The organism is Pseudomonas sp. LBUM1652 (assembly GCF_059716105.1).
On record NZ_CP166804.1, the window covers coordinates 3993603 to 4006432 of the forward strand.

The 12830-nt window shown below is 60.3% G+C and carries 12 protein-coding genes; 9 read left to right on the top strand and 3 right to left on the bottom strand.

The genetic code is table 11. The features are described 5' to 3' along the window. Positions 1–67 precede the first annotated feature (67 nt). From ACA069_RS17930 to ACA069_RS17945, 4 genes are read left to right on the top strand one after another with little or no spacing between them, the layout of a single operon-like run. The gene (locus tag ACA069_RS17930; RefSeq protein ID WP_187680447.1) at positions 68–1231 is read left to right on the top strand and encodes an isovaleryl-CoA dehydrogenase; all 1164 of its coding nucleotides are present in this window, start codon (positions 68–70) and stop codon (positions 1229–1231) included. A gap of 12 nt (positions 1232–1243) precedes the next feature. After that, positions 1244–2851, top strand: coding sequence for a carboxyl transferase domain-containing protein (locus ACA069_RS17935; protein ID WP_187680448.1), 1608 nt, complete (start codon positions 1244–1246; stop codon positions 2849–2851). 13 nt (positions 2852–2864) lie between these two features. Continuing rightward, positions 2865–3680 carry a gamma-carboxygeranoyl-CoA hydratase gene (locus ACA069_RS17940; RefSeq protein ID WP_187680449.1) on the top strand — a complete coding sequence of 272 codons (816 nt, stop codon included), beginning with the start codon at positions 2865–2867 and terminating at the stop codon, positions 3678–3680. Continuing rightward, a complete protein-coding gene (locus tag ACA069_RS17945) occupies positions 3680–5629 on the top strand; it encodes an acetyl/propionyl/methylcrotonyl-CoA carboxylase subunit alpha (RefSeq protein ID WP_497614675.1) in 1950 nt (649 codons plus the stop codon). The genes ACA069_RS17940 and ACA069_RS17945 overlap by 1 nt, the downstream gene beginning before the upstream one ends. 39 nt (positions 5630–5668) lie before the next feature. On the opposite strand, the gene ACA069_RS17950 is transcribed toward ACA069_RS17945, so the two are convergent. Then, positions 5669–6328: a LexA family protein gene (locus tag ACA069_RS17950; protein WP_497614677.1), complete on the bottom strand. Its 660-nt coding sequence runs from the start codon at positions 6326–6328 to the stop codon at positions 5669–5671. Positions 6329–6458: 130 nt separating this feature from the next. Here ACA069_RS17950 and ACA069_RS17955 point away from each other — a divergent pair, with 130 nt between their 5' ends. The 3 genes from ACA069_RS17955 to ACA069_RS17965 all read left to right on the top strand — a co-directional run bounded on the left by ACA069_RS17955 (position 6459) and on the right by ACA069_RS17965 (position 9779). Continuing rightward, a complete protein-coding gene (locus ACA069_RS17955; protein WP_497614679.1) occupies positions 6459–6797 on the top strand; it encodes a DUF6124 family protein in 339 nt (112 codons plus the stop codon). Between the two features lie 480 nt (positions 6798–7277). Continuing rightward, positions 7278–8429, top strand: coding sequence for a M14 family metallopeptidase (locus ACA069_RS17960; protein ID WP_497614681.1), 1152 nt, complete (start codon positions 7278–7280; stop codon positions 8427–8429). 150 nt (positions 8430–8579) lie between these two features. After that, a complete protein-coding gene (locus ACA069_RS17965; RefSeq protein WP_497614683.1) occupies positions 8580–9779 on the top strand; it encodes an MFS transporter in 1200 nt (399 codons plus the stop codon). Here ACA069_RS17965 and ACA069_RS17970 read toward each other — a convergent pair. After that, on the bottom strand, positions 9776–10321 hold the full coding sequence (locus ACA069_RS17970) for a cytochrome b (RefSeq protein WP_401268571.1): 546 nt from the start codon (positions 10319–10321) through the stop codon (positions 9776–9778). The two genes, ACA069_RS17965 and ACA069_RS17970, sit on opposite strands and share 4 nt — an antisense overlap. Further along, positions 10318–11412 carry a catalase family peroxidase gene (locus tag ACA069_RS17975; RefSeq protein ID WP_497614685.1) on the bottom strand — a complete coding sequence of 365 codons (1095 nt, stop codon included), beginning with the start codon at positions 11410–11412 and terminating at the stop codon, positions 10318–10320. The genes ACA069_RS17970 and ACA069_RS17975 overlap by 4 nt, the downstream gene beginning before the upstream one ends. Before the next feature lie 157 nt (positions 11413–11569). On the opposite strand from ACA069_RS17975, the gene ACA069_RS17980 reads away from it, so the two are divergent. Both ACA069_RS17980 and ACA069_RS17985 read left to right on the top strand, forming a co-directional pair. After that, entirely contained in the window at positions 11570–12076 is a 507-nt protein-coding gene (locus tag ACA069_RS17980; protein ID WP_187680457.1) for a sigma-70 family RNA polymerase sigma factor, read from the top strand. Beyond that, complete coding sequence (locus tag ACA069_RS17985; protein ID WP_489880289.1) at positions 12073–12828, top strand: anti-sigma factor family protein; 756 nt, start codon at positions 12073–12075, stop codon at positions 12826–12828. The genes ACA069_RS17980 and ACA069_RS17985 overlap by 4 nt, the downstream gene beginning before the upstream one ends. The last annotated feature ends 2 nt before the right edge of the window (positions 12829–12830 follow it).

The window sequence follows — 12830 nt, forward strand, 5'->3', positions numbered from 1 at the left end:
CGTTAACGTAAAGGTGAGAGCGGCACGACCGCCCTCCCCACCCTACAAAAAAGCCAAAAGGTGACCCATGAGCTACCCATCCCTGAACTTCGCCCTCGGTGAAACCATCGACATGCTGCGCGATCAGGTTCAGTCCTTTGTCGCTAAAGAGATCGCCCCACGTGCGGCGCAGATCGACAGCGACAACCTGTTCCCGGCCGACATGTGGCGCAAGTTCGGTGACATGGGCCTGCTCGGCATCACCGTGCCGGAAGAGTACGGCGGCGCTGGTTTGGGTTATCTGGCGCACGTCGTGGCGATGGAAGAAATCAGCCGTGGCTCGGCCTCGGTGGCGTTGTCCTACGGCGCGCATTCCAACCTCTGCGTCAACCAGATCAACCGCAACGGCAACCACGAACAGAAAATCAAATACCTGCCGAAGCTGATCAGCGGCGAGCACGTCGGCGCGCTGGCCATGAGCGAGCCGAACGCTGGTTCCGACGTGGTCTCGATGAAACTGCGCGCCGACAAACGCGGCGACCGCTACGTCCTCAACGGCAGCAAAACCTGGATCACCAACGGCCCTGACGCCAATACCTACGTGATCTACGCCAAGACCGATCTGGAAAAAGGCCCCCACGGCATCACCGCGTTCATCGTCGAGCGCGACTGGAAAGGCTTCAGCCGCAGCAACAAGTTCGACAAACTCGGCATGCGCGGCTCCAACACCTGCGAGCTGTTCTTCGATGACGTCGAAGTGCCGGAAGAGAACATCCTCGGCGTGCTCAACGGCGGCGTGAAAGTGCTGATGAGCGGCCTCGACTACGAACGCGTCGTGCTGTCCGGCGGCCCGACCGGGATCATGCAGTCGTGCATGGACCTGATCGTGCCGTACATCCACGACCGCAAGCAGTTCGGCCAGAGCATCGGCGAATTCCAGCTGATCCAGGGCAAAGTCGCCGACATGTACACCCAGCTCAACGCCAGCCGCGCTTACCTCTACGCAGTGGCCCAGGCTTGCGAACGTGGCGAGACCACCCGCAAAGACGCCGCCGGCGTGATCCTCTATACCGCCGAACGCGCCACGCAAATGGCCCTCGACGCGATCCAGATTCTGGGCGGTAACGGTTACATCAACGAATTCCCTGCGGGTCGCTTGCTGCGCGACGCCAAGCTGTACGAAATCGGCGCCGGCACCAGTGAGATCCGTCGCATGCTGATCGGTCGCGAACTGTTCAACGAAACCCGCTAAACGGAGCTGGCCATGGCAACCTTGCACACTCAGCTCAACCCGCGTTCAGCGGAGTTCGCCGCCAACAGCGCGGCAATGCTCAAACAGGTCGACGCCTTGCACACCCTGCTCGCCCAAGTGGCCCAGGGCGGTGGCGCGAAAGCTCAGGAACGGCACACCTCGCGGGGCAAACTGCTGCCGCGTGAGCGCATCAACCGCTTGCTCGATCCGGGCTCGCCATTTCTGGAAATCAGCCAATTGGCCGCCCACGCCGTTTATGGCGAAGACGTGCCGGCTGCCGGGGTGATTGCGGGGATTGGCCGGGTCGAAGGCGTCGAATGCATGATCGTCGCCAACGACGCGACCGTGAAAGGTGGCTCGTACTATCCGCTGACCGTGAAAAAGCACCTGCGCGCGCAGACCATCGCCCAACAAAACCGTTTGCCATGCATTTATCTGGTCGACTCGGGCGGCGCCAACCTGCCACGCCAGGACGAGGTGTTCCCGGATCGCGAGCACTTCGGGCGGATCTTCTTCAATCAGGCCAACATGAGCGCGATGGGCATTCCGCAGATTGCCGTGGTCATGGGCTCGTGCACCGCCGGCGGCGCTTATGTGCCGGCGATGGCCGACGAAGCGATCATGGTGCGCAATCAGGCAACGATTTTCCTCGCCGGCCCACCGCTGGTGAAAGCCGCGACCGGTGAAGTCGTCAGCGCCGAGGATCTGGGCGGCGCCGACGTGCACTGCAAGATTTCCGGAGTCGCTGACCATTACGCCGAGAGCGACGAACACGCCCTCGCCCTCGCCCGCCGCAGTGTCGCCAACCTCAACTGGCGCAAACTCGGTGAAGTGCAACAGCGCGCACCGATTGCTCCGCTCTACAGCAGCGATGAGTTGTACGGCGTGGTGTCGGCCGACGCCAAGCAACCGTTCGATGTGCGCGAAGTGATCGCGCGACTGGTCGACGGCTCGGTGTTCGATGAATTCAAAGCGCTGTTCGGCACCACGCTGGTCTGCGGGTTCGCTCACCTGCACGGCTACCCGATCGCGATTCTGGCAAACAACGGCATCCTCTTCGCCGAAGCCGCGCAAAAAGGCGCGCACTTCATCGAACTGGCCTGCCAGCGCGGCATCCCGCTGCTGTTCTTGCAGAACATCACCGGCTTCATGGTCGGTCAGAAATACGAGGCCGGCGGCATCGCCAAGCACGGCGCGAAACTGGTGACCGCCGTGGCTTGCGCCAAGGTGCCGAAATTCACCGTGATCATCGGCGGCAGCTTCGGCGCCGGTAACTATGGCATGTGCGGTCGCGCCTACGATCCGCGTTTTCTGTGGATGTGGCCGAACGCGCGGATTGGCGTGATGGGCGCTGAACAGGCCGCCGGCGTGCTGGTGCAGGTCAAGCGCGAGCAGGCTGAGCGTAGCGGCCAGGCGTTCAGCGCCGAGCAGGAAGCCGAGATCAAGCAACCGATCCTCGACCAGTACGAAGAGCAGGGTCACCCCTACTATTCCAGCGCACGGCTGTGGGACGACGGCGTCATCGACCCGGCGCAGACCCGCGATGTGCTGGCCCTGGCCTTGTCCGCGTCGCTGAACGCGCCTATCGAACCGAGCCGCTTCGGCGTGTTCCGGATGTGATCGGGAGAATCTCATGAGCGATTTCAACACCCTCGAATTGCAAAGCGACCCACGAGGTTTCGCCACCCTGTGGCTCAACCGCGCAGAAAAGAACAACGCCTTCAACGCCGAAATGATCCGCGAACTGATCCTCGCCCTCGACAAGGTTGCCAGCGATGCCAGCCTGCGTTTCCTGCTGGTGCGCGGGCGTGGCAAACACTTCAGCGCCGGCGCCGACCTCGCCTGGATGCAGCAATCGGCTGAACTCGATTACCACACCAACCTCGACGACGCCCGCGAGCTGGCGGAGCTGATGTACAACCTCGCCAAGCTGAAAATCCCGACCTTGGCCGTGGTGCAAGGCGCGGCGTTCGGCGGCGCGCTGGGATTGATCAGTTGCTGCGACATGGCCATTGGCGCCGATGACGCGCAGTTCTGCCTGTCGGAAGTGCGTATCGGCCTGGCACCCGCAGTGATCAGCCCGTTCGTGGTGCAGGCCATTGGCGAGCGCGCGGCACGTCGTTACGCACTGACGGCCGAACGTTTTGGCGGTCAACGCGCGCGGGAAATCGGCTTGTTGTCCGAGAGCTATCCGGCAGTTGAAATTGATCAACGCGTCGAGCAATGGATCGACAATCTGCTGCTCAACAGCCCTGCCGCCATGCGCGCGAGCAAAGACTTGCTGCGTGAAGTAGGGAACGGAGCGCTGACCCCGGCGCTGCGCCGCTACACCGAAAACGCCATCGCCCGTATCCGCGTCAGCCCCGAAGGCCAGGAAGGTTTGCGCGCGTTTCTGCAAAAACGCCCGCCGAACTGGCTAGCCGCAACTACTACCAAGGAGCCGCGTTGATGAGCGCACCTGTTCTCACCACCGTGCTGGTGGCCAACCGTGGCGAAATTGCCTGCCGGGTCATGCGTACCGCCAAAGCCCTTGGCCTGACCACTGTCGCCGTACACAGCGCCACCGACCGCGAAGCGCGGCACAGCCGTGAAGCGGATATTCGGGTTGATCTCGGAGGCAGCAAAGCCGCCGACAGTTATCTGCAAATCGACAAGCTGATCGCGGCGGCCAAGGCCAGCGGCGCACAGGCGATTCACCCAGGTTACGGCTTTCTTTCGGAGAACGCCGGTTTCGCCCGCGCCATCGAAGCGGCCGGCCTGATTTTCCTCGGCCCACCCGCCTCGGCCATCGACGCGATGGGCAGCAAATCCGCAGCCAAAGCGCTGATGGAAACCGCCGGCGTGCCGTTGGTGCCGGGTTACCACGGTGAAGCGCAGGATCTCGAGACCTTCCGCGCTGCCTGCGAACGCATCGGCTATCCAGTCCTGCTGAAAGCCACAGCTGGCGGTGGCGGCAAAGGCATGAAAGTGGTTGAGGACGTCAGCCAACTCGCTGAGGCACTGGCCTCCGCTCAACGTGAAGCACAGTCGTCGTTCGGTGATTCGCGGATGCTGGTGGAGAAATACCTGCTCAAGCCACGCCACGTGGAAATCCAGGTGTTCGCCGATCAGCATGGCAATTGCCTCTACCTCAACGAGCGCGATTGCTCGATCCAGCGCCGTCACCAGAAAGTCGTCGAAGAAGCACCGGCACCGGGCCTAACGGTGGAACTGCGCCGTGCGATGGGCGAGGCGGCCGTGCGTTCGGCGCAAGCAATCGGCTACGTCGGCGCTGGCACCGTGGAGTTTTTGCTCGATGCGCGTGGCGAATTCTTCTTTATGGAGATGAACACGCGACTGCAGGTTGAGCACCCGGTGACCGAAGCCATTACTGGCCTGGATCTGGTGGCCTGGCAGATTCGCGTTGCCCGTGGCGAAGTATTGCCGATCACTCAGCAGCAAGTCCCGCTCAACGGCCACGCGATTGAAGTGCGGTTGTATGCCGAGGATCCTGCGAATGACTTCCTGCCCGCGACCGGGCGCCTGGCGTTGTACCGTGAATCGGCTGAAGGGCCGGGACGCCGAGTCGACAGTGGAGTGGAAGAAGGTGATGAGATTTCGCCGTTTTACGACCCGATGCTCGGCAAGCTGATTGCCTGGGGCGAGGATCGAGAACAAGCGCGATTGCGTTTGCTGAGCATGCTCGATGAGTTTGCGATTGGCGGATTGAAGACCAATATCAATTTCCTGCGGCGGATCATCGCTCATCCGGCGTTTGCCGCGGCGGAACTGGATACCGGGTTTATTCCGCGTTATCAGGAGCAACTGTTGCCGGCTCCGGGTGAGTTGAGTGATGCGTTCTGGAATGTAGCGGCGCAGGCGTTTGCGCAGAGCCTGCCGAGGATTGCCCGGGCGGATGATCCGAGTTCGCCGTGGACTGCAAACAGCGGTTTGCGTGCAGGTCTGCCGCAACAGATCACCCTGCATTTAAGTTGCGAAGGCCAGGATCGGGCGCTGACACTGGATGCAGGTGGCAACGCCAAACTGAGTGGTGAAACACTGGTTATCGAGCACGACGGTGTACGTCGTAACTTGCGCGCGATCCGCCAGGGCGATTCGCTGTATCTGCAATGGGAAGGCGAGTTGCGCCGTATCCAAACGTACGACCCGATCAGCGCCGTCGAGGCCAGCCATAGTCATCAAGGGGGGCTGACTGCGCCAATGAACGGCAGCATCGTGCGAGTTCTGGTGGAAGCAGGACAATCGGTCGAAGCAGGTGCGCAACTGGTGGTGCTGGAGGCGATGAAGATGGAGCACAGCATCCGTGCGCCACATGCAGGAGTGATCAAGGCGCTGTATTGCCAGGAAGGTGAAATGGTCGGCGAAGGCAGCGCTTTGGTCGAACTGGAAGAGGTGTGAATGGAGGATCGATCCTACGCCGGGCGAGGATCGATCTGACTAGAATCGCGCCGTTGCCTGAACCACGACACCGATGATTCGACACTCATCGGTGAACAGGGCCTTCGGCCAGGTCGGATTGAGCGGCACCAGGTAACGCTGGCCGCCCTCTTCGTCGAGCTTGCGAAATATCGCTTCTTCGCTGCCCTGCCACTGGGCAATCACTAGCTTGCCGGGCACAGCTTCCACCTCCGGATCCACCAGGATCAGCGTGCCTTCGGCAATACTCGGGCCACTGGGTGCGGTCATCGAATCCCCCGCCACCGCCAGCCAGAACGCAGCACCTCGGGCGTGGTAGTCCGTCAGTTCGAAGCGCTGTTTATCCTTTGTCGGCACATAGACTGCCGAACCGCTCTCACGCACCTCGCACGGTGCGCGCCAATCGCTGACCGGGTATCGGAAGTAAGGGTTGTACTTCTGCGCCAGCGGCATGTCATCGTCAGGCGCTTCCTGTGGCTCGCGGATCACCAGCACCACTTCAAGGAAGTCCATACCCAGCGCCTGCAGCACGCGGTTCATTTCAGTGATGCCCGGTTCCCGGCGTTTGTTCAGCCAATGGCCAATCCCGCCCTGGGACATACCGACGCGCTCTCCGAGCTCTGTTTGAGTGATTTTGAGTTCACTCATCTTGGCCTTGACCAACTCAATCCATTTATCCATGTGCGGCACCTTACGCGGACGCCTTCGGCCGGCAAAACACATATTGTAGTATTTAAATTCTAGTCACAACTACACATCGTATTATCCTGAAGGCACGGATTTCCAATCGAACAAGGAGTGGCTCTTCATCATGAATATCAGCAGCAAAGACTTGCCCGATCTGCAAATGGACACCACCTTCACCTCGCCACAAGGCAACGCGGCGGCGCAGCGAGCCCTGGATTATTACTTGAAACCAGCTGTGTCAGAACCTGAGGTGGATGAACGCTTTTTCAATGTCAGACGCCACCTCAGCGGCGAAGAAGCTCTGGTGCACGCTTCCGATCTGTTGCGCTGCGCGGCCGCCACTGCCTTCAAGGCAGCAGAAAACCTGCAAGGCGCGAGTCGCGATCTGGCCTTTTCGGTGGTGCACATGGTGGATATGGCGCGGGCGATGGTCGACCATTCGATCGATGGCGATGAAGTCTGAGGGACAGGAATTCGGACGGACAGGAAAGAGTTTTCCAATCGCGCAGATAAAAACATTTGACTTGTAAATGATAATGATTATTATTGCAAGCAGCTGGTCGCGAGATCAGTCGATGGGCCAGAGACCTTAGGTCGGTCTTCTGGACTATCTCCTCATCAGGCTAATCACGGTTTTTGACCCGGCTTTTTGCCGGGTCTTTTTTTGCCCGTTTTTCGGGCTTATGGCTTCAGGCTAATGAAGTCTTTAGGTACTGCAAATTCGATGGCGCGGATAATATCAAAAGAATATCGGTTGGCAAGCGAAGCCCGGCCACATTGGGGCAAACTAATGACAATTAGCACTTGAGAATCAATCGCATAGCTTCTAAGCTGCGTCCGCGTCATGGAGGACGCCCCCCGCCAACATCCGTAATTCCCCTCGGTTTCACCGCTGTCTTGCGTGTAAAGTAACGGCCATAAAAATCATATTCAGGAATCGACTATGACCGTGGCCAAATCTTCGTTCGATATCAGCGCCAACTTCGATAGCGGCAATATCCAAGTCATCGACATCAGCAATCCGCTCAACCCGGTTCTGGCCATCCGCCCAGACACCCGCAGCGCGCATTTCCAGTGGTTCCATTTCAAGGCCAGCGGCCTGCACGTCGGCCAGGAACACTGGTTTCGCCTGAACAACGCCAGCCAGTCCACCTACGCCAAGGGCTGGCCCGGCTATCAAGCCGTAGCGTCCTATGACCACGTCAATTGGTTCCGCGTACCAACGATTTTCGAAGGCGACTGCCTGCGTTTCTCCCTTGAAGCCACCCAGACCCACGCCTGGTTCGCCTATTTCGAACCCTACAGCCGTGGCCGTCACGACTGGCTGATCGAACAAGCCCTGACCAAGGCCGGCACCGAGTTGCTGGCGACCGGCAAGAGCGTCGAAGGTCGCGACATTCAACTGTTGCGCAAAGGCAGCGGTGCCGAAGGCCAGCGCAAAGTCTGGATCATCGCCCAACAGCATCCTGGCGAACACATGGCCGAATGGTTCATGGAAGGCATCATCGAGCGTCTGGAAAGACACGATGACCCGGTGCTGAACAAATTACTCGCCAGCGCCGATCTTTACCTGGTGCCGAACATGAACCCGGACGGCGCCTTCCATGGCCACCTGCGCACCAACGCAATGGGCCAGGACTTGAACCGTGCCTGGCAGAATGCCAGTCAGGAGATCAGTCCTGAAGTCCTGTTCGTACAGCAGCAAATGGAAAAGTACGGTGTCGATCTGTTTCTGGACGCCCATGGTGACGAAACCATTCCCCACGTGTTCACCGCCGGTTGTGAAGGCAATCCGGGATACACACCGCGGATCGAGAAGCTCGAAGAGCATTTCCGCAGCCACCTGAAACACACCACCAAAGAGTTCCAGACCAAGTACGGCTACACCCGTGACGAACCGGGCCAGGCCAACATGACCCTGGCGTGCAACAGCGTCGGCCAGAAGTACGATTGTCTGTCACTGACCCTCGAAATGCCGTTCAAGGATCACGACGACGCACCGAATGCGGAAACCGGCTGGTCGGGCAAACGCTCGAAACAGTTGGGCAAAGACGTGCTGACCACCATCGCCGACATGGTCGATACCCTGCGCTGATACCCTTCCCCGCGTTACCAAAAGATCGCAGCTTGTCTGCGATCTTTTGCTTTGTGCTGTTCATGGATTCGATATAGGTGGTTGCAAATTAAAACCAGAGTGCATACCTTGATTCTGGTTTTAATTTGAAACCCAAAAGGGAATCCGGGTATGAAATCTCAATCACTTAACAGCAGTGTCGTGCTGCTTTTCGCCGTCGCCTGCGGCCTGGCCGTGGGCAACGTGTATTACGCACAGCCGCTGCTGGATGCCATGGCCGAGGCGTTTGCCATGTCGCCGGCCTCCATCGGCATCGTCATTACGCTGACTCAAATCGGTTACGGCGTTGGGCTGGTATTGCTCGTGCCGCTCGGTGATTTGCTGAATCGACGACGGTTGATCGTCACGCAAACGCTGTTGTCAGCGGCGGCGTTATTGATTATCGCGCTGGCCCCCACGAGTCTTTGGTTATTGCTTGGCATGACGCTGACCGGTTTGCTCGCGGTGGTCACTCAAGTCTTGGTGGCTTACGCGGCGACACTGACAGATCCGGCACAACGCGGTCGCGTAGTCGGCGTCGTTACCAGTGGCATCGTTGTCGGCATCCTGCTGGCGCGCACGGTCGCCGGAGCCATGGCCGATCTGGCCGGATGGCGAGCCATCTATTGGTTGTCGGCGGGACTGACATTGGTGATGGCTTTGCTGCTGTTTCGCGTGCTGCCCAAAGCAGAAGCGCCGCAACCGGCGACACGTTACAGCGCACTGATCGCCTCGGTATTCAGCCTGTTCAAGGAAGAGCCGGTTCTGCGCCAACGCGCACTGCTCGCTCTGCTGACCTTCGCCAGCGCCATGGTGTTGTGGACGCCGATGGTGCTGCCACTGGCCGCCCCACCGCTGTCGCTTTCCCACAGCGAAATCGGATTATTCGGACTCGCCGGTGCAGCAGGCGCACTGGCCTCCGCGCGCGCCGGACACCTGGCCGACCGAGGCTTGGGCCAATGGGTCAGCGGGCTTTCGCTGCTGTTGATGCTCGGCTCGTGGCTGCCGATCGCCCTCACCCAATCCTCGCTGTGGGCGTTGCTGCTTGGAGTGATTACTTTGGATCTAGGCCTGCAAGCCGTGCACGTCACCAGCCAGAGCATGATCTACAGCGTGCGCCCCGAAGCGCAAAGCCGCCTTACCGCCGGTTACATGCTGTTTTATTCGATCGGCAGCGCGTTGGGCTCAATCGGATCAACCGCCATGTATGCGTGGGCCGGTTGGACTGGCGTGTGCCTGCTGGGTGCAGGCATCAACGCGGTCGCGCTGGGCTACTGGTGGCTGACCCTGAAAAGCGGCGCACCTGAACGATGCGCCACCCAAACGGGCTAACTGCGGTCCCGCCCACGCAACATACTGTCGAGTACCTCGTCGCGGCGCACCCAGCCATGGAACAACGCCGCCGCCAGGTGCAGCAGCACGGTCAGAAACAACAGATACGCCAGATACCCATGGGCTTTGCGCAGAAACGCAAACACCTGCGCATCGGCCGGCACAATCGACGGCAACTGCAACGAACTGCTGAGCATCACCGGCTCCCCCGAGGCGCTGATCATCGCCCAACCGAGCAGCGGCAACACCAGCATCAACGCATACAACAAGACGTGCGAAGCCTTGGCGGCCAGCACTTGCCAGTCCGGCAGATCCGCCGGCAATGGTGGCTGGCGCGTCGAGAAACGCACCAACAAACGTACGATCACCAGCGCCAGAATCGCGATACCCAACGGCTTGTGCAGATTGATCAGCCATTCATGCCGTTCTGAGACAGAGGTGACCATTCCGGCACCAATAAACAGCATCGCGATGATCATCACCGCCATCAGCCAGTGCAGCAGCCGCGCCAACAGCGCGAAATGAGTCGGTTGCGAGCTCATGGGCGAGCCTCCTGTTTGGCGGCGGGCAATTGGCTGACTTCGCTGGTGCGGCGCAGGTAGGAATCGGCGTAACCGGCGGAGCGAGCGGCCAGCAATGGATCGTCGGAACCTTGAATCCCGGCCGGTAAAACCAGTGGGTCGTAGTTGATGTCACGGCACTCGCCGCTCAGTTGCGGCTGTGTTTTCTCCAGCACCAACGTGCCGGCATTCAACACCTTGCGACCCTCGGGCCAGGTTTTGCTGGCGTCGTTCACCGGATCATCGGCGTTAGCCAAGGTGATATTCAACTGAAAACGCAGTGGTGCAGCAGCCATGCGTTGCACCAGGTCTTTCTCCAGAAAGTCGCCGCCCTCGGGAGCGGTGGCGCCTGCAGCGTCCTGAGCCAAAGGCTTCATGCTCCAGCGCACGGCCTGTTTTTTCCCGCTGGCATCCACCAGATAGAAGGCATTGATGCTGTTATAGGTTTCGGTGGCGTAACTGGCCGACGGTTTGGCGGTCTTCACCCAAGTGAGAAACGGCACGGCCTCCGGGTGCGATGCGAAGAATGCCGGCACCTTGGCCGGGTCCGGTTTGCCGGTGGCCGGATCCGGCGACTGCGCCTGTTGCAGTTGATAGAACGCCTCGGGCGTACCCACCGGAAACACCGGCATGCTGTTCATCCCGGTGCGCCACTGCTGGCCGTTGGCCTGGGTGAAACGCAGCGCCAGACTGCGAATCGGTACGCTGCTGTCCGGCGCATAAGGATTGCCCGCTGGCAACGCAAAACGCCCCACCACCGGGGTGCGTGGCTCGTTGAATACCTGCGCGGTCGAGAACGCTCGCGCCTCGCCGCTGCTCTCGAAATGGCCGATGACGCAAACGCCCTTGCCGTGATTGCGGCGGAACCCGGGATGCACACCGTTGTTCTTTTCCAATACATCGACCAGCGCCTTGGGCGTCAGACGTTGTGGGTCAAAGTTGCCATGCACGTAGGCAAACGCCCCGGCCACTGCTGCAACCACCACGGCTATGCCGCCAAGACGCAAAATCAGGCTCGCGGCACTCAGTGGCGGGCGCTGCAGCCCGCCTGTGGGTGAAGTGCGATCAACCATGAATAACTCCAGGGCCATCGGCCACAAATAGGAAGAATCAGCAAGACGCACCCCGTCAGGGTTTATTCCACGGCCCGGTATTTATTTTTCCGAACGTGGAATAACCTCCAACGACGGACGTCTCCCTAGTCCACAGCGTAGTGACTAGCAGAAACTCATGAGCGAATTCGACGAACAGTTGAGAGAAATCATTCCCAGATTGCGCCGCTTTGCCGTGTCGTTGACGCGCAACAGCAGCAGCGCCGACGATCTGGTACAGGCGAGCCTGGAGCGGGCACTGTCGAGTTGGGGCGATAAACGCGCCGAGGGCGACCTGCGTGCCTGGCTGTTTGCGATCCTGTATCGACAGTTTCTCGATGCTCATCGCCGCTCTCGCCGCTATGCACGGATGCTTGAGTTTTTTACCGGTCGCGACGACGTCGAGCCTTCGGTGGAGCGCACGGTGATCGCCCAATCGACCCTGCAAGCCTTCGACCGATTGCCCACCGAGCAACGCGCCCTGCTAATGATGGTCTCGGTTGAAGGCCTTTCCTATAAAGAGGTCGCCGAGATCCTTGGCGCCCCGATCGGCACCGTGATGTCGCGCCTGTCCCGCGCCCGCCAGGCCTTGCGCCAACTCAGCGACGGCGAAATCAGCAGCCCTTCTTTGCGGATACTCAAATGATCAGCCTGCCTCCCAGCGAGCGTGACCTGCACGCTTACGTCGACCACCAGCTCAGCGACGCCGACCGGCGTGTGCTGGAAACCTGGCTGGCCAGCCACCCGGATGAAGCCGCGCAAGTGCGCGGCTGGCAACAGGACGCCCAGCAACTGCGTGCGGCGCTAAGTGGCGCGCTACAGCAACCGGCCAATCCGGCGCTTGATCCGTCGATGATACGTCAGCGCCGCAAACTTCAGTCGCGCCGCCATCTGGCCAGCGCTGCAGTGTTGCTGATCGCGGTCAGCGTCGGCGGTTTCAGTGGCTGGCAGGCGCGGGAAATGACCCTCGTGCGCGCCTCCATATTGCCGATGACCGATGCGTTGCAGGCCTATCGACTGATTGCCCAGCAAGGCATATTGCCGGCCGATTACAAGGTCGATGGCGACGGCGATATGCAGCGCTGGCTCGACCGCTATTTCAATCAGGCGGGGCGCTTGCCAGACCTGAAGTCGGCCGGATTTGAACCGGTCAGTGGTCGCCTGCTCAGCACCGATGAAGGTCCGGCAGCGATGGTGATGTATGAGGATCGCGGTGGGCACAAGGTGAGTTTTTATGTGCGACCGCCGGGGCCGAAAAACACCTTTTTGCCCCGTGGCAGCCGCAGTGACGGCGATTTGCAGGCCGAGTATTGGTCGGGTGGCGGGTACAACTATGCGATGGTCAGCCCGGTTGACACGCCAGCGGCGCAACAGCTCAAGCAATCGCTGCAATTCTGAAA